This window comes from Streptomyces sp. NPDC034111 (assembly GCF_055575375.1).
Genome location: NZ_JBVIST010000006.1, coordinates 205,214 through 221,855, shown reverse-complemented (window position 1 = coordinate 221,855; position 16,642 = coordinate 205,214). Strand labels below are relative to the sequence as shown.

Below are 16,642 nucleotides of genomic sequence, written 5' to 3'. Positions count from 1 at the left end.
ATGAGTTCAAGAAGTTTGTGCTGACGCCCTCAAGGCCTCCGGCCGTTTCACGGGCGGTGTTTCACGTGAAACACCGCGGAACCGAGCCGGCTACAGGACCTAGAAGGGCGGCTCGTCCGAGTAGCCACCGCCGGAGCTACCGCCCCAGCCACCGCCGCCACCCTGCTGGCCACCGCCGGCCGGACCGCCGGTCGCCCACGGGTCGTCGGCAGGAGCTCCGCCGCCCTGCTGACCGCCGCCGGGGCCGCCGCCCCAGCCGCCGCCACCCTGGCCACCGCCCTGCTGACCGCCGCCGAAGCCGCCGCCCTGGCCACCACGACCGGTGGTCTTGGTGATCTTGGCAGTGGCGTTCTTGAGGCTCGCGCCGACTTCCTCGACGTCGAGCTCGTAGACCGTGCGCTTCACGCCCTCGCGGTCCTCGTACGACCGCTGCTTGAGGCGGCCCTGGACGACCACGCGGGTACCCCGCGTAAGGGACTCGGCGACGTTCTCAGCCGCCTGACGCCACACCGAGCAGGTCAGGAACAGGCTCTCGCCGTCCTTCCACTCATTGGTCTGACGGTCGAAGGTGCGGGGAGTGGACGCGACGCGGAACTTCGCGACCGCCGCACCGGACGGGGTGAAGCGCAGCTCGGGGTCGTCGACAAGATTGCCGACAACCGTGATGACGGTCTCGCCTGCCATTAGGGGAACCTCTCGGCGGGTGTGCTGCTGGCTGCTGGTGTTGCTGCTACTCGGACCCGGTTACCGCTGGACGCTGACGCGTTCAGTGGGTCTCGGGACGGAGGACCTTGGTCCGGAGGACCGACTCGTTCAGGTTCATCTGACGGTCGAGCTCCTTGACGACCGCAGGCTCGGCCTGCAGGTCGATGACCGAGTAGATGCCCTCGGGCTTCTTCTTGATCTCGTACGAGAGACGACGACGGCCCCAGGTGTCGACCTTCTCGACCTTTCCGTTGCCCTCACGGACGACGGAGAGGAAGTTCTCGATCAGCGGGGAGACAGCGCGCTCCTCGAGATCGGGGTCGAGGATGACCATCACCTCGTAGTGACGCATGTGGAACCCACCTCCTTTGGACTCAGCGGCCACGGTCGTTCCGTGGCAGGAGGGTCATATGCGTTTCCGCGCCCGCCCGGCCGGTGATCCGGACAGACATGGGCGCAGACCGTACAGAGTACCTGCCTGAAGCCTTCCGGTTGAAATCCGGCCGGTGCACCCCGCAATCTGGAACACAACGGGTGTGAGCGGCGTTACAGTGCGCCGCCCCTGTCATGGGAGGTGCCGTATGGCACAGGCAGCTAGGACCCAGCGCTATCTGCTCTCGCTTCTCAACAGCGACGGCAAGGACCATCCCGTCGAGAACACCTTCGCCATCGTGACAGTGGTGCTCGGCGCGATCGCCGTCTTCACCACGCTCTCTCCCAGCCTGCACCTGGTCAGCTCCTGGGTCGGCCTGATCGGTATCGGCACCGGCCTGTGGGGCCAGTTCATCTCGTCCACGACAGGCGAACGCTTCCTGTTGATCATCGGCCTCGGGGCCGCATCCCTCGGTTTCTACCTCGGCCTGGCGCACGGCGGCCTCTTCGGCGGCGTCATCGGCTGAGACGGCGGCCGGGCCGACCGGCCGTCGCAGATGAGGCATACGGGGCCCAGCCCGTATGGCCCAGACGGGGCGCTCCCCGGTCACAGTAGGCTTCGGCGCGAGAGCCGGAGCCCCGACCAAGGGGACACACCTGCCGAGGAGCGCCCCGCATGAGCCTGACCCTGAGGACCATCAGTCGAGAGCAGCATCTGGCATACATCCAGAGCCTGCCCGCGGCGAGCCACATGCAGGTTCCGGCCTGGGCGGACGTCAAGGCCGAATGGCGTTCGGAGAGCCTGGGCTGGTTCGACCCGAGCGGCGAGCTGGTCGGCGCCGGCCTGGTCCTCTACCGCCAGCTGCCCAAGATCAAGCGCTACCTCGCGTACCTCCCCGAGGGCCCGGTCATCAACTGGTACGCGCCGAATCTGGAGGACTGGCTCCAGCCGATGCTCGGCCACCTCAAGCAGCAGGGCGCCTTCTCCGTGAAGATGGGCCCGCCGGTCATCATCCGGCGCTGGGACGCCGCCGCGATCAAGTCCGGCATCCAGAACCCGGACGTCAAGCGGCTGCGGGACGTCGAGGCGACGCACATCGAGCCGCGCGCCTTCGAGGTGGCCGACCGGCTGCGGCGGATGGGCTGGCAGCAGGGCGAGGACGGCGGCGCCGGCTTCGGCGATGTGCAGCCCCGCTACGTCTTCCAGGTACCGCTGGCCGACCGCCCGCTGGAAGAGATCCACAAGGGCTTCAACCAGCTGTGGCGCCGCAACATCAAGAAGGCCGAGAAGGCCGGCGTCGAGGTCGTCCAGGGAGGCTACGACGACCTGGCCGAATGGCAGCGGCTCTACGAGATCACCGCTGAGCGTGACCACTTCCGCCCGCGGCCGCTCGGCTACTTCCAGCGCATGTGGCAGGCCCTCAACTCCGAGGACCCCAACCGCATGCGGCTCTACTTCGCCCGCCACAACGGCGTAAACCTTTCGGCAGCCACGATGCTGGTCGTCGGCGGGCACGTCTGGTACTCCTACGGTGCCTCCGACAACATCGGCCGTGAGGTCCGCCCCTCGAACGCGATGCAGTGGCGGATGCTTCAGGACGCCTACGCGCTCGGCGCCTCGGTCTACGACCTCCGCGGCATCAGCGACTCGCTGGACGAGAACGACCACCTCTTCGGCCTGATCCAGTTCAAGGTCGGCACGGGCGGGCAGGCAGCCGAGTACCTCGGTGAGTGGGACTTCCCGCTCAACAAGCTGCTGCACAAGGCGCTCGACATCTACATGTCGCGCCGCTGACCGCTCCACCGCACCGTCCGTACTCCTGACACACCCCAGCCACGAGAAAGGTTTTGGGCCCGGCCATGGCGCTCACCCTCTACGTCGACACCGCGCGCTGGCGGGCGCATCAGCAGAGCGTTCTCCAGCAGTTCCCCGGGCTGGTCCCGGTCTGCAAAGGCAACGGTTACGGCTTCGGCCACGAGCGCCTCGCCGAAGAAGCGACCCTCCTCGGTGCCGACATCCTCGCGGTCGGGACGACTTACGAAGCGGCCCGCATCAAGGACTTCTTCAGCGGCGATCTGCTCGTACTGACCCCGTTCCGCCACGGTGAGGAGCCGGTGCCGCTGCCGGACCGGGCGATCCGCTCGGTCTCCTCGGTCGAGGGTGTGGGCGGCCTGGTCGGCGCCCGGGTCGTCATCGAGGTCATGAGCAGCATGAAACGCCACGGCGTCCAGCCGGAGGACCTGCCGAAGCTGGCCGCGGCCATCGAGGACGTACGGCTGGAGGGCTTCGCGATCCACCTGCCGCTGGACCGCACCGACGGCTCCGACGCGGTCGAGGAGGTCATCGGCTGGATGGACCGCCTGCGTACCGCCCGGCTCCCGCTGCACACCATGTTCGTCAGCCACCTCAAGGCCGATGAACTCGCCCGTCTCCAGCAGCAGTTCCCACAGACCCGGTTCCGAGCCCGGATCGGTACGCGGCTGTGGCTCGGCGACCATGAGGCCACCGAGTACCGCGGTTCGGTGCTCGATGTCACCCGGGTCGCCAAGGGCGAGCGCTTCGGCTACCGCCAGCAGAAGGCGGCCTCCGACGGTTACCTGGTGGTGGTGGCCGGTGGCACCTCGCACGGCGTCGGCCTGGAGTCGCCCAAGGCGCTGCACGGAGTGATGCCGCGAGCCAAGGGCGTGGCCCGGGCCGGCCTGGCGACCGTGAACCGCAATCTCGCGCCGTATGTCTGGGCCGGGAAGCAGCGCTGGTTCGCGGAGCCCCCGCACATGCAGGTGTCGATCCTGTTCGTACCGGCGGACGCCCCGCAGCCACAGGTCGGCGAGGAGCTGGTGGCCCATCTGCGGCACACCACCACGCAGTACGACCGTCTCGTGGACCGCTGAGCGGCCGGAAAGCCGCCCACAGCTGCCAAGGGCCCGGTACCGCAGACGTTCTCTGCGGTACCGGGCCCTTGTGTACGCCGTGCCGGCTCAGTCCCGTGCGACGCCCCAGCGCACCCGCGGTGCCCCCTCGAACTGCACCGCGTGCCGCGGCGGGTGGTAGGCCCGGCCGAGGACGAACACATCGGGGCTGCGGTCGAGGACACCGCCCGACGGATCGTCGTCACCGTCCCGGCGCACCACATCGCGCTCGGGCATCAGGATGTCCCGGACGACCACGGCGCACAGGTACAGGGTGCCCAAGAGGTGTAGTGCGATGGCGAGTTGGTAGCCCTCCGGCGGCAGCCCTTGGTGCTTGTCGCCGTTGCCGGTGTAGGCCAGGTACATCCAGATCCCCAGGAAGTACATGACCTCGCAGCCCTGCCAGCTCAGGAAGTCCCGCCAGCGCGGCCGGGCCAGCGCGGCGAGCGGGGTCAGCCACAGGACGTACTGCGGTGAGTAGACCTTGTTGGTGAGGATGAACAGCGCGACGACGAGGAAGGCGAGCTGTGCGAATCGCGGCCGGCGCGGCGCGTAGAGGGTCAGCAGTCCGATGGCGCCGCAGCCCACGATCATCAGCAGGGTGGCGTAGGTGTTGGCGTTCTCCAGGGGGTTCCCGGTGCGCTGCGAGATCAGCAGCCAGATCGAACCGAAGTCGATGGGCCGCTCCTGGCTGAAGGTGTAGAACTTCGCCCAGCCCTCCCGGATGTGGAATCCCGTCGCGTCATGCGTGATCATCACCGGCAGGTTCACCACCAGCCACGACAGCACCGCGCCGGCCACCGCCTTCCCGTACGCGCGCCAGGTCCCCGCGCGCCAGCACAGCACCAGCAGCGGCCCCAGCAACAGCACCGGGTACAGCTTCGCCGCGGTCGCCAGCCCGATCAGGATGCCTGCCTTCAGCGGGCGGCTGCGTGACCACATCAGCATTCCGGCGGCGGTCAGGGCGATCGCCAGCAGGTCCCAGTTGATGGTGGCGGTCAGGGCGGCGGCGGGTGCCAGGGCGACCAGGAGGCCGTCCCAGGGACGTCGCCGGTGAGTGCGGGTGACACACACCGCGATCACGGCGGCGCAGATCATCAGCATCCCGGCGTTGACCAGCCAGTAGATCTGTTCGCGGGACTGGATGCTCCCGCTGTGCGGCGTCATCCAGGAGGCGACCTCCATGAAGACACCGGTCAGCACGGGGTACTCCAGGTACTCCATATCACCGGGCAGCCGGTCGAAGTACGGGACCAGCCCATTGGCGAAACCGCGCCCCGCATAGAGGTGGGGGATGTCGGAGTAGCAGGCATGGGTGTACTGGCTCGTGGCGCCGAAGAACCAGCCGCCGTTGTAGCAGGGCAGCTTCTGCACCATGCCGAGCGCGAACATGCCGAGGGCGACGAGTGCGATGACCCGCACCGGGGTCAGCCAGTGCGTCCCGAGCAGTGCGCGCCGGCCGATCGGCCCGCCGACGAGCTCACTGCCGGCCGCGGCCACCTCATCCCGCTGTGTCGGCCGTACCGGCTCGTCCTGTCGCACGCTCGTCATGGCCCCATCCTGCCGTACGACCCTGTGCAGAACGTGGCGAAGCCCCCGCCCGGTCAGGCCGGACAGGGGCTTCGTGGCTCCATGTTTCACGTGAAACACGTCAGCGTTTCACGTGAAACGGTCCTCGGTCATGAGCCGGTGGGACCGCCGAAGATGCCTCCGTCACCGCTGGTGTCCGTCGGCTCAGGTGTCGGAGAGGTGCCGCCGGGGCCACCGCCCGGTCCGCCGTTTCCGCCTCCGGTGCCGTTCCCTCCGCCGGTGGTCGTCCCACCGCTGTCCTTGCACTTGATGTCCCAAGGAGAGCAGGTACTGGTCGGGCCCGTGCTCGGCGAGTCCGACGGGGAGGGTGAATCGCTGGGCGTGTCGGACGGGGTCTCCGACGGCGTGTCCGACGGCGTGGGCGTCGGTGTCGGCGACGGCATCCCTTCCTGGTCCGCCTTCTGCCCGATGGGGGTGGCGGGCGTGAAGTCCACCGGAGTGACGCCCTTCATCGCCTGCAGCATGTACTCGGTCCACACCTCGGTGGGCAGCGCGCCACCGTGGATCGAGTCGAAGCCACCGACACCGTTCATGGACAGCTGACGCGGGTTCTGTGGGTCCTCACGGAACATCGTGATGGCCGTCGAGAGCTGCTTGGTGTAGCCGACGAACCAGGCCGACTTGTTCTCGTCGGTGGTACCGGTCTTGCCCGCCGCCGGCATGTTCAGCCGGCTGGCGTCCTTCGCGGTGCCCTTGTCGATGACGTTCTCCAGCACCTTGGTCACGTTGTTGGCGACGTTGGAGTCCATCCCCGTCTCCTGCTTGGGCCGCTCGAAGCCCGGCAGGTCGACGCCCTCGGACGTCACCTTGGTCACCGAGTAGGGCTCGACCTTCGTCCCCTCCGCGGCGAACGTCGCATAGGCGTCCGCCATACGGATCGCGCTCGGCGTGGAGGTGCCCAGTGCGAAGGACGGGTTGAGGTTCTTGTCGAAGCTGGCCGGCGAGATGCCCGCCGCCTCCGCCGTGTCCCGGACCTTGGACATCCCGACATCCATGCCGAGCTGGACGTACGGCGTGTTGACGGACTGCTCCATCGCCTTGGTCAGCGAGATGTAGCCCCAGGGATGGTTGCTCTCGTTCTCCTGGTAGAAGGGCGTGTTGTCCCGCTTCATGACATAGCTGCCATCGGCGTTCTTCACCTTGAGGTGGTCATTGCCGTTGTACCGGCTGTCCGGCGAGAGGCCCTCGGGCTGGGTCTTGGGCGTGCCGTACTTCATCGCCGCCGCGAGCACGAACGGCTTCCAGGTCGAGCCGACCGGCACACCGAAGGTGTCGGCGTTGTTGCTGAAGTGTCCCTTGTCGTAGCCCTCACCGCCGTACAGGGCGACGATCTTGCCGTCTCCCGGCACCACGGAGGCACCACCGAACTGGACGTACTTGTCCTTGGCCCGTTCCTTCGGGTCGATGTACCGCTTGTCGACCTTCTTGACCGACGCGGCGAGCTGGTTGGTCTTCTTCTCGTCGAAGGTCGTCCGGATCGTGTAGCCGCCCTTGTCGAACCGGGCCTCGCTGATGTTCCCGTGCTTCAGCACGTACTTCTTGGCAACGTCCATCAGGTAGCCGGTCTGGCCGCTCTTGCTGGCCACCGGCTTCGGCTGCTTCGGCGTCGGGAACTTCGTGTACTTGGCCCGCTCGGCCTTCTTCATCAGGCCGTTCGCGACCTCCCGGTCCAGGATCCAGGACCACCGCGCCTTGGCACGCTTGGTGTTCTCCGCCTTGGAGGCCCCCGGTCCGGTGCCGCCGGCGGGGTCGTACAGGTTGGCGCCCTTGAGCACGGTCGCGAGGAAGGCGCCCTCGTCCGGTGTCAGCTTCCTGGCGTCCTTGCCGTAGTACGCCTGGGCCGCCGCCTGGATCCCGTAGGCACCCCGACCGTAGTAGCTGGTGTTCAGGTAGCCCTGAAGGATCTTGTCCTTGTCCATCTGCCAGCCGACCTTGATCGCGATGAACAGCTCTTTGAACTTGCGATCGAGGGTCTGCTCCTGACTCAGCATCGCGTTCTTCACATACTGCTGAGTGATGGTCGAGCCACCCTGGGTCTGGCCGCCCTTCGCCATGTTCAGCACGGCGCGCGCAATACCCATCGGGTCCACGCCCGAGTCCGTCCGGAAGGACGCATTCTCCGCGGAGATCGCTGCATTCTGCATCGACAGCGGAATTTCATTTATGTTGACGTTCTGGCGATTTGTCTCGCCGTCGCGCGCCATGACCTTGCCATTGGCCCAGAGGTAGACATTGTTCTGCGACTTGGCGGCATCGCTCTCGTTGGGCACGCTCACCAAGGCCAGCGCGACCCCGGAGACGCCCACGATCAGACCGAAGAAGCCGATGCACAGACTGGTGACCTGCTTCCAGGACGGCACGAAGCGCCGCCAGCCGACCCGGTTGGCCCGCGGGTAGTCGATCAGACGCCGCTTGCCGGGATCGCCGCCCCGGCCGCGTCCGCGACCTCCCTCAGCACCGCCGCCACCACCGCGACGGCCTCCGCCGCCCCGGCCGCCGGCACCGCCGTGGCCCATCGCCGAGGAGTCGGACACCCGCCGGCGGCCGCCACGCTGGGCGGCCCTGCGGGCTTCGGCACGCCCACCGGGCCGCGGCTCGTGGCCGGGCGGCTCGGAATACGGGGCAGGACCGGCAGAGCCATGCGAAGGCGCACCACGACGCCCCGATGGCTGCTGTGCGGCGCGTCGGGCCGCGGCACGTCCGCCACTCTGCGGCTGTGGCGGTTTGCGACGGTGCTCGCTCATGGAACGAATACTCCTCGGGCAGGCGCGCTATCTCGTCGCCTGAAGGCGGCAGTTGTCTTCAGGTCCCCCCGATGCACGGCCCGCTCCTGAGGAGTGGGCCGCAATACACCGAGGACGAGGACGTCAAATATCGGCCCACGGTTCCCGGCGGTCTGCATGCCGCACAGACTACGCACGGCCAAAACCTGCCCAGTGTTGAAATTCACTCCAAATCAGTCAGGTTGCGTAGGACGAATCAGTGATGTGACGCCGTTCACCGTCCCCCCTCTTGTTCCACCCAGGGGGTCGTTCTATCGTCTGGATGTATCGAGTCGATACATCAGCACGACATAAAGAACGCACCGGGTCAGGGAGGCGGAGGATGAGCAGACGCTCCGGCATCCTCGAGTTCGCCGTCCTGGGCCTGCTGCGCGAGTCCCCGATGCACGGCTACGAGCTGCGAAAACGGCTCAATACCTCGCTCGGGGTGTTCCGTGCGTTCAGCTACGGCACCCTCTACCCCTGCCTCAAGGCGCTGGTCGCGAACGGCTGGCTCATCGAGGAGACGGACGGCGCCCCGGAGGGCGTTCCCGCCGCGGCTCTGACAGGGCGCCGAGCCAAGATCGTCTACCGATTGACCGCAGCGGGCAAAGAGCACTTCGAGGAGCTGCTGGCCCACTCCGGACCGGATGCGTGGGAGGACGAGCACTTCGGCGTCCGCTTCGCATTCTTCGGCCAGACGTCGCGGGACGTACGGATGCGCGTGCTGGAGGGCCGCCGTAGCCGGCTGGAGGAGCGCCTCGAAAAGATGCGTACCTCCTTGGCCCGGTCCCGCGAGCGGCTGGACGACTACACCCTCGAACTGCAACGCCACGGCATGGAGTCCGTGGAGCGTGAAGTCCGTTGGCTCAACGACCTCATCGAGAGTGAGCGCACCGGGCGCGATCAGCGCGCACCGGGTCCCGCAGCGCAGGACAAGAAGAACCAGTCAGGAGATACGGGCGGCCTGCCCCGGCACCGGGGTGGTTCCCGGCCGGATCCGTCCGATGACACCACCACATGAGGCTCTGCTGTGCAGGTCCTCATCGAGAACACAGGGAGCAACCGGAATGGGTTCGGTTCGCGTAGCCATCGTCGGCGTGGGAAACTGCGCCGCCTCGCTGGTACAAGGCGTCGAGTACTACAAGGACGCCGACCCGAAGAGCCGCGTGCCCGGCCTCATGCACGTGCAGTTCGGCGACTACCACGTGCGTGACATCGAGTTCGTGGCTGCCTTCGACGTCGACGCCAAGAAGGTCGGCCTCGACCTGGCGGACGCCATCGGCGCCAGCGAGAACAACACCATCAAGATCTGCGATGTGCCGAACTCCGGCGTGCAGGTCCAGCGCGGCCACACCCTCGACGGTCTGGGCAAGTACTACCGCCAGACCATCGAGGAGTCCGCCGAGGCTCCGGTCGACATCGTCCAGACCCTCAAGGACAAGCAGGTCGACGTCCTCGTCTGCTACCTCCCTGTCGGATCCGAGGACGCCGCGAAGTACTACGCGCAGTGCGCCATCGACGCCAAGGTCGCGTTCGTCAACGCCCTGCCGGTCTTCATCGCCGGCACCAAGGAGTGGGCGGACAAGTTCACCGAGGCCGGTGTCCCGATCGTCGGTGACGACATCAAGTCCCAGGTCGGCGCCACCATTACGCACCGTGTGATGGCCAAGCTCTTCGAGGACCGGGGCGTCATCCTGGACCGCACGATGCAGCTGAACGTCGGCGGCAACATGGACTTCAAGAACATGCTCGAGCGCGAGCGCCTGGAGTCCAAGAAGATCTCCAAGACGCAGGCCGTCACCTCCCAGATCCGCGACCGTGAGCTGGGCGAGGACAACGTCCACATCGGCCCCTCGGACTTCGTGGCCTGGCTGGACGACCGCAAGTGGGCCTACGTCCGCCTCGAGGGCCGCGCCTTCGGTGACGTCCCGCTGAGCCTCGAGTACAAGCTCGAGGTCTGGGACTCGCCGAACTCCGCGGGCGTCATCATCGACGCGCTGCGCGCCGCGAAGATCGCCAAGGACCGGGGCATCGGTGGCCCGATCCTCTCCGCGTCCTCGTACTTCATGAAGTCGCCGCCGGTGCAGTACTTCGACGACGAGGCACGGGAGAACGTCGAGAAGTTCATCAACGGTGAGGTCGAGCGCTGAGGCGCCCGCCACCACCTCCCTTCGCAGGCCCCCGGGTATTCCGCCCGGGGGCCTGCGGGCTGTGTGAGGCTGTGCCTCATGCATGCTGTGCGCGATCTCCGCGTATTACTCCGGCTACGCGACTTCCGGTCGCTCCTTGCCGCACGGCTTCTGTCCCAGGCGGCCGACGGTGTCTTCCAGGTCGCGCTCGCCACCTACGTCGTCTTCTCTCCCGAGAAGCAGACCTCGCCCGCGGCCATCGCCTCCGCCATGGCGGTCCTGCTGCTGCCGTACTCGCTCCTCGGGCCGTTCGCCGGCGTACTGCTCGACCGCTGGCGGCGCCGTCAGGTCCTGCTCTACGGCAATCTGCTGCGGACGCTGCTCGCCATGGTGACGGCGACGCTGATCGTCTCGGACGTCCCCGACTGGCTCTTCTACGCCTCGGCCCTCTCGGTGACCGCCGTGAACCGCTTCGTGTTGGCCGGGCTCTCGGCCGCGCTGCCACGGGTCGTCGACGGCGGACTGCGGCTGGTCACCGCCAACTCCCTCGTCCCTACGGCCGGAACGCTCGCCATGACGGCCGGCGGCGGACTCGCCTTCGCCGTCCGACTGGCCGGCACGGATGTGGATGCGTTCGTGGTGCTGCTCGCCGCGGCCCTCTACTTCTGCTCGGCCCTCACCGCACTGCGCATGGCACCGCAGTTGCTCGGGCCCGACCCGACTCGGCTCCAACCGGACCTGCGTGAAGCCCTGTTGAGCACCGTCCGGGGTCTTGTGGAGGGGCTGCGCCACCTCGCCGAGCGGCGCACCGCGGCCCGGGCGCTGACCGCGATGACCCTGATCCGCTTCGGCTACGGGGCCCTGACGGTCGCGGTGCTGATGCTGTGCCGGTACTCCTGGGCGGACACCGAATCCGAGGGCCTGGCGCTGCTCGGGATCACCGTCATGGTGTCAGGAGCGGGCTTCTTCATGGCCGCGGTCGTCACGCCCTGGGCGGTCGCACGGCTCGGCGCGTTCGGCTGGATCGCCTGCTGTGCCGCCATGGGCGCGGTCCTGGTCCCGGCGCTCGGCCTGTTCTTCACGCCGGGGCCGATGCTGGCCGCCGCGTTCATGCTCGGCCTCGGCACCCAAGGAACCAAGATCACCACGGACACGGTGGTCCAGTCGTCGGTCGATGACGCCTTCCGCGGCCGGATCTTCGCCCTCTACGACGTGCTGTTCAATGTCGCCTTCGTCGGCGCCGCCGCGGTCGCCGCCGTGATGCTGCCGCCCGACGGACGGTCAGCCGCCCTGCTCCTCATGGTGACCGTGCTCTATGCGGTGGTCGCCCTCGCAACGGTCCGGCTCAGACGGGGTCAGACACCGCCCTCCCCGCCTTCCTGATGATCCGGTCCTGCGACCCGGCGCGGGACCCGATACCTTACGGGCGTCCAACACGAGCCTGTACACATCAAAATCGGGGGAGTTCCATGAGCATGCCGCCGGGCCCGAATCCCTACGGCCAGCAGCCCTACGGGCAGAATCCATATCCGCAGGCACCGCCGGCGCCCCAGGCCCCGTACGGCCAACCGCAGGGCGGGTACGCCTACCCTCAGCAGCCGCAGGCTCCGTACGGACAGCCGCAGCAGGGGTACGCCGCGCCGCCGCAGCAGCCCTACATGCAGGGCGGACCGCCGGTCCCGCCGCCACAGCCCGCCAAGCGCCGCTCTCCCAAGACGATTTTGCGGGCCATCGGCGTCGTGATCGGACTGATCGTCATCGGGGTCGCCTGGATCAGCAGCCTGGACGATGCGGACAGCGCCAAGGCCGGCGACTGTGTGAAGAAGTCCAGCAGTGCGCTGGACGACGGCCTCGCCGTGGTTGACTGCGGCAGCTCGGAGGCCCAGTACAAGGTGTCCACGGTGCACGACACCACCTCGGACCCGTCCGTGTGCGCCGCGGGAGAGGACGCCTACGTCAAGACGGTGCACCGTCGCAGGCGGGCCGACACGGCCATGGTGCTCTGCCTGACCCCCGCGAAGTAGCGCAGCCGCGAACGCAGCGAGCACGACTGGGGGCGGTGTTTCACGTGAAACACCGCCCCCAGTTTCATGCCTCGCGTGCCATGTTTCACGTGAAACATGGCGGCCCATCGACCGCCCGTTTCACGTGAAACATCAGCCCTGCGCGGCCCACCACTCCTTCAGCGCCGCGATCGCCGCCTCCCGGTCCATGGGACCGTGCTCCAGCCGGAGCTCCAGCATCTGCTTGTACGCCTTGCCGACCTCGGGTCCGGGGCCGATGCCCAGGATCTGCATGATGTCGTTGCCGTCCAGGTCCGGCCGGATGGCCTCCAGCTCTTCCTGCTCCTGGAGCCGCGCGATGCGCTCCTCAAGCCCGTCGTAGGCGCGCGACAGCGCGGCGGCCTTGCGCTTGTTACGGGTGGTGCAGTCCGAGCGGGTCAGCTTGTGCAGCCGATCCAGCAGCGGGCCGGCGTCACGCACATAGCGACGGACCGCGGAGTCCGTCCACTCTCCGGTGCCATAGCCGTGGAAGCGCAGATGCAGCTCAACCAGCCGCGAGACGTCCTTGACCATGTCGTTGGAGTACTTCAGCGCGGTCATCCGCTTCTTGGTCATCTTCGCGCCCACCACCTCGTGGTGGTGGAAGGAGACCCGGCCGTCCTTCTCGAAACGCCGCGTCCTGGGCTTGCCGATGTCGTGCAGCAGCGCCGCGAGCCGCAGCACCAGATCAGGCCCGTTCTCCTCCAGGTCGATCGCCTGGTCCAGAACCGTCAGCGAGTGCTCGTAGACGTCCTTGTGCCGGTGATGCTCGTCACTCTCCAGCCGCAGCGCCGGAAGCTCGGGCAGGACCCGGTCGGCCAGGCCGGAATCGACGAACAGCCGCAGCCCCTTGCGCGCGTAGGGCGCCAGAATCAGCTTGTTCAGCTCGTCCCGTACGCGCTCCGCCGAGACGATCTCGATGCGCTCCGCCATCGCCTTCATCGCGGCGACGACCTCGAGGGCGACCTCGAAGTCCAGCTGGGCGGCGAAGCGGGCGGCCCGCATCATCCGCAGCGGATCGTCCGAGAACGATTCCTCGGGCGTCCCCGGCGTCCGCAGAACCCGGCCGGCCAGGTCTTCCAGGCCGTTGTGCGGATCGACGAACTCCTTCTGCGGCAGCAGCACCGCCATGGCGTTCACCGTGAAGTCCCGGCGGACCAGGTCCTCCTCGATGGAGTCGCCGTAGGACACCTCGGGCTTGCGGGAGGTGCGGTCGTACGCCTCGGAGCGGTAGGTCGTGATCTCGATGTCGAACGAGTCCTTCTTGCAGCCGACCGTGCCGAAGGCGATACCGACCTCCCAGAGCGCGTCCGCCCAGGGCCGGACGATCTTCAGAACGTCCTCGGGACGAGCATCCGTGGTGAAGTCCAGGTCGTTCCCGAGCCGGCCGAGCAGCGCATCCCGGACCGAGCCGCCGACCAGGGCAAGTGTGAACCCGGCCTCCTGGAATCGGCGGGCCAGGTCATCCGCGACGGGGGACACCCGCAGCAGTTCGCTCACGGCGCGCCGCTGCACATGGTTCAGCGCGTTCGTCGACTGCGGCGTCCGCTCGGCGGGCGGGGTGGGGAGGTCATTGTTGGCGTTCGGCACAACAGAACAGGGTACGTGGCCGCGCCGCGCGAGGCGTCACGTAATAAAGGGGACAGGACGGTCGCACGGCCGCCGGTTCCGCGATCATGTGGAGCAGTCCGCGGCACTCGGGCGCGCCGGGCCTCGTTACCATTCGTGGACGCACATTCCGACGACCACTGACGACGACGAGGGACGGGCGAGCGCGTGGCCGAGGCGGCAGGGTTCCAGGGGACTGAACGGCCGCGTGGTCGATGGCTGCGAAGGACTGTGACACTGCTCACCGGAGTGCCCCTGCTCATGGGACTGCTCCAGGTCCCGCACGCCCCCTCCGCCCAAGCGGCTCCCAGCGGCTCCCGCACGGTCGACGTCACCATCGACTCGATGTCCCCGTCCGCCCCGGCCAAGACCGACACGGTCACCGTCTCCGGCACGCTCACCAACGACAGCCGGAGCACCATCACCGACGCAGAGGTCGGCATGCGCCGCGGCGATGCCCTCGGCAGCCGTAGCGCCATCGAGGCGGTGTCGCGCCGCTCCGACTCGGTGTCAGGGGTGGACGGCCCGGAGGTCAAGGGGCACAAGGAGAAGATCGACAAGCTGGAGCCTGGGGTCAGCCGCCCCTTCACGCTCAGCGTCCCGGTCAAGGACCTCGATCTCGGTGATGACGGGGTGTACCAGATCGGTATCTCTGTGTCAGGCCGGTCGCAGGCCGCGCCCTACGAGCAGGTGCTCGGCAGCGACCGGACGTTCCTGCCCTGGCAGGCCGCCGATTCCGAGAAGAAGACGCAGCTCACGTACCTGTGGCCGCTGATCTCCTCCACCCACCTCACCGCCGAGACCGACGCCGACGCCCAGCAGACACCGGTCTTCCGCAACGACGACCTCGCCGCCGAACTCGCGCCCGGCGGCCGGTTGCAGCAGATGGTCGCGCTCGCCAAGAACCTCCCGGTGACCTTCGTCATCGACCCCGACCTGCTCGCGACCGTCGACGCGATGACCAAGTCGTACCGGGTGAGCGGCCCGGACGGCCCGATGGGCAAGAACCAGGCGGTCGCCAAGCAGTGGCTGCACGACCTCGAAGAGGCGGCCAAAACGCACGAGGTCGTCGCGCTGCCGTTCGCCGATCCCGACCTGGCCTCGCTCGCCCACCACGGCAAGGGCGTGCCCCGCGCGCTCAGCCACCTCGGACCGGCCACCGACCTCGCCGAGAAGACCGTGGACACCATCCTCGGCGTCAAGCCCCGTACGGACTTCGCCTGGCCCGCGGACGGTGCGATCGACTCCTCCATCGTCGATGTCGCCACCTCGGCCGGCGCACACAACGTGATCACCCGCAGCGACAGCCTCCGGGAGAACGGCCGGCTCTCCTACACCCCGACGGCGGCCCGCCCGATCGGCGGCGGCAACACCGCCATCGTGTCGGACGCCACCCTCTCGCGGGCCTTCGAGGGCGATATGTCGAAGGCCGGGGAAGCCGCCCACGCGGTCCAGGAATTCCTCGCCCAGACCCAGATGGTCAGCCTCCAGGACCCCGACCGGCAGCGCAGCATCGTCGTCGCCCCCCAGCGCATGCCGTCGGTCAGCCAGGCGCATGCGATGGCCACCGCGCTGCGGGATCTCGAGGAGTCCGGTCGCTGGACCCAGTCGGCAAGCCTCGGCGCCGCAGCCAAGGCAAAGCCCGACCCCGCGGCCAGCCGCCAGGTGCCGAGCAGCTCGGCCTATCCGTCCGCACTGCGCAGGCACGAGCTCCCCACCTCCGCCTTCCGGCAGATCCAGGGCACCCAGTCCGAACTGGACGATTTCCAGGTGATCCTGGCCCAGCCGGAGCGTGTGGTCACGCCGTTCGGCAACGCCCTCATGCGCGAGATGTCGACGGAGTGGCGGGGCGAGACCACCGAGGCCTCATCGTTCCGGCACTCGGTGCGCAGCTACCTCGACGGGCTGACCAAGAAGGTCCATCTGATCCAGAAGTCGGATGCCACGCTCTCCGGGCGCAGCGCCACGATTCCGGTGACGGTCCAGAACAACCTGGTCCAGGGCGTCAAGGACATGACGCTGAAGCTGACCTCGTCCCAGCCGAACCGTCTGGACGCCGGGAAGTCGCAGCAGATCACGGTGGACGGCGGACACAGCCAGTCGTTCAAATTCGCCACCACGGCCAACGCCAACGGCCGGGCATGGGTGACCGCACAGCTCTACACGGCGGACGGCAAGCCCTACGGTGAGCCGATGAAGTTCCAGGTGAACGTCACGGAGATCACCGCCACGGTGATGCTCGTCATCGCGGGCGGTGTTCTGCTGCTCGTCCTCGCCGGCGTGCGGATCTACCTCCAGCGCAAGCGGCGGGCCGGCCGGCCGGCCGAGGACGGGTCCGGCGACGGCTCCGACGGCGAAACAGGCACGGAAGGCGACAACGGCGGCACGGACGGCGATACCCCCGAGCAGCCGAGTGACCCCTCGCCGGACACCGGTTCGGAAAGCTCCGACCCGTCCGGCTCAGGTGAGAAAGTGGACCGTTGATATATGGCGGGGCCGGATGGCCGGCGACGGATGAGGT

At 68.0% G+C, this 16,642-nt stretch carries 13 protein-coding genes; 8 read left to right on the top strand and 5 right to left on the bottom strand.

The genetic code is table 11. From position 1 onward, the window contains the following. Nucleotides 1–99 precede the first annotated feature (99 nt). Both ACZ55A_RS17450 and rpsF read right to left on the bottom strand, forming a co-directional pair. Nucleotides 100–684 (bottom strand): single-stranded DNA-binding protein, encoded by a 585-nt coding sequence (locus ACZ55A_RS17450; RefSeq protein ID WP_468840583.1) that lies wholly within the window; start codon nucleotides 682–684, stop codon nucleotides 100–102. 82 nt (nucleotides 685–766) lie between these two features. Continuing rightward, nucleotides 767–1,057 (bottom strand): 30S ribosomal protein S6, encoded by a 291-nt coding sequence (gene rpsF, locus ACZ55A_RS17445; protein WP_006604399.1) that lies wholly within the window; start codon nucleotides 1,055–1,057, stop codon nucleotides 767–769. 229 nt (nucleotides 1,058–1,286) lie between these two features. On the opposite strand from rpsF, the gene ACZ55A_RS17440 reads away from it, so the two are divergent. From ACZ55A_RS17440 to ACZ55A_RS17430, 3 genes are all read left to right on the top strand, one after another. Then, on the top strand, nucleotides 1,287–1,604 hold the full coding sequence (locus tag ACZ55A_RS17440) for a hypothetical protein (protein WP_468840581.1): 318 nt from the start codon (nucleotides 1,287–1,289) through the stop codon (nucleotides 1,602–1,604). Between the two features lie 149 nt (nucleotides 1,605–1,753). Next, complete coding sequence (locus ACZ55A_RS17435; RefSeq protein WP_468840579.1) at nucleotides 1,754–2,872, top strand: lipid II:glycine glycyltransferase FemX; 1,119 nt, start codon at nucleotides 1,754–1,756, stop codon at nucleotides 2,870–2,872. 65 nt (nucleotides 2,873–2,937) lie between these two features. Beyond that, nucleotides 2,938–3,969 (top strand): alanine racemase, encoded by a 1,032-nt coding sequence (locus ACZ55A_RS17430; protein WP_468840577.1) that lies wholly within the window; start codon nucleotides 2,938–2,940, stop codon nucleotides 3,967–3,969. An 87-nt stretch (nucleotides 3,970–4,056) separates the two neighbouring features. On the opposite strand, the gene ACZ55A_RS17425 is transcribed toward ACZ55A_RS17430, so the two are convergent. Further along, nucleotides 4,057–5,538, bottom strand: a complete 1,482-nt coding sequence (locus tag ACZ55A_RS17425; protein ID WP_468840575.1) for a glycosyltransferase family 87 protein — start codon at nucleotides 5,536–5,538, stop codon at nucleotides 4,057–4,059. A 128-nt stretch (nucleotides 5,539–5,666) separates the two neighbouring features. After that, complete coding sequence (locus tag ACZ55A_RS17420) at nucleotides 5,667–8,321, bottom strand: transglycosylase domain-containing protein (RefSeq protein ID WP_468840573.1); 2,655 nt, start codon at nucleotides 8,319–8,321, stop codon at nucleotides 5,667–5,669. Nucleotides 8,322–8,682: 361 nt separating this feature from the next. On the opposite strand from ACZ55A_RS17420, the gene ACZ55A_RS17415 reads away from it, so the two are divergent. The 4 genes from ACZ55A_RS17415 (at nucleotide 8,683) to ACZ55A_RS17400 (ending at nucleotide 12,495) form a co-directional block, all read left to right on the top strand. Further along, nucleotides 8,683–9,363, top strand: coding sequence for a PadR family transcriptional regulator (locus tag ACZ55A_RS17415; RefSeq protein ID WP_468840571.1), 681 nt, complete (start codon nucleotides 8,683–8,685; stop codon nucleotides 9,361–9,363). A gap of 46 nt (nucleotides 9,364–9,409) precedes the next feature. Next, nucleotides 9,410–10,492, top strand: coding sequence for an inositol-3-phosphate synthase (locus ACZ55A_RS17410; protein ID WP_468840569.1), 1,083 nt, complete (start codon nucleotides 9,410–9,412; stop codon nucleotides 10,490–10,492). Between the two features lie 78 nt (nucleotides 10,493–10,570). Beyond that, complete coding sequence (locus ACZ55A_RS17405; RefSeq protein ID WP_468840567.1) at nucleotides 10,571–11,854, top strand: MFS transporter; 1,284 nt, start codon at nucleotides 10,571–10,573, stop codon at nucleotides 11,852–11,854. Nucleotides 11,855–11,940: 86 nt separating this feature from the next. Next, nucleotides 11,941–12,495 (top strand): LppU/SCO3897 family protein, encoded by a 555-nt coding sequence (locus ACZ55A_RS17400; RefSeq protein WP_468840565.1) that lies wholly within the window; start codon nucleotides 11,941–11,943, stop codon nucleotides 12,493–12,495. A gap of 132 nt (nucleotides 12,496–12,627) precedes the next feature. On the opposite strand, the gene ACZ55A_RS17395 is transcribed toward ACZ55A_RS17400, so the two are convergent. Beyond that, a complete protein-coding gene (locus ACZ55A_RS17395) occupies nucleotides 12,628–14,103 on the bottom strand; it encodes a CCA tRNA nucleotidyltransferase (RefSeq protein ID WP_468840563.1) in 1,476 nt (491 codons plus the stop codon). A gap of 186 nt (nucleotides 14,104–14,289) precedes the next feature. Between ACZ55A_RS17395 and ACZ55A_RS17390 the strand changes: the two genes are divergently transcribed. After that, nucleotides 14,290–16,605: a DUF6049 family protein gene (locus ACZ55A_RS17390; RefSeq protein WP_468840561.1), complete on the top strand. Its 2,316-nt coding sequence runs from the start codon at nucleotides 14,290–14,292 to the stop codon at nucleotides 16,603–16,605. The last annotated feature ends 37 nt before the right edge of the window (nucleotides 16,606–16,642 follow it).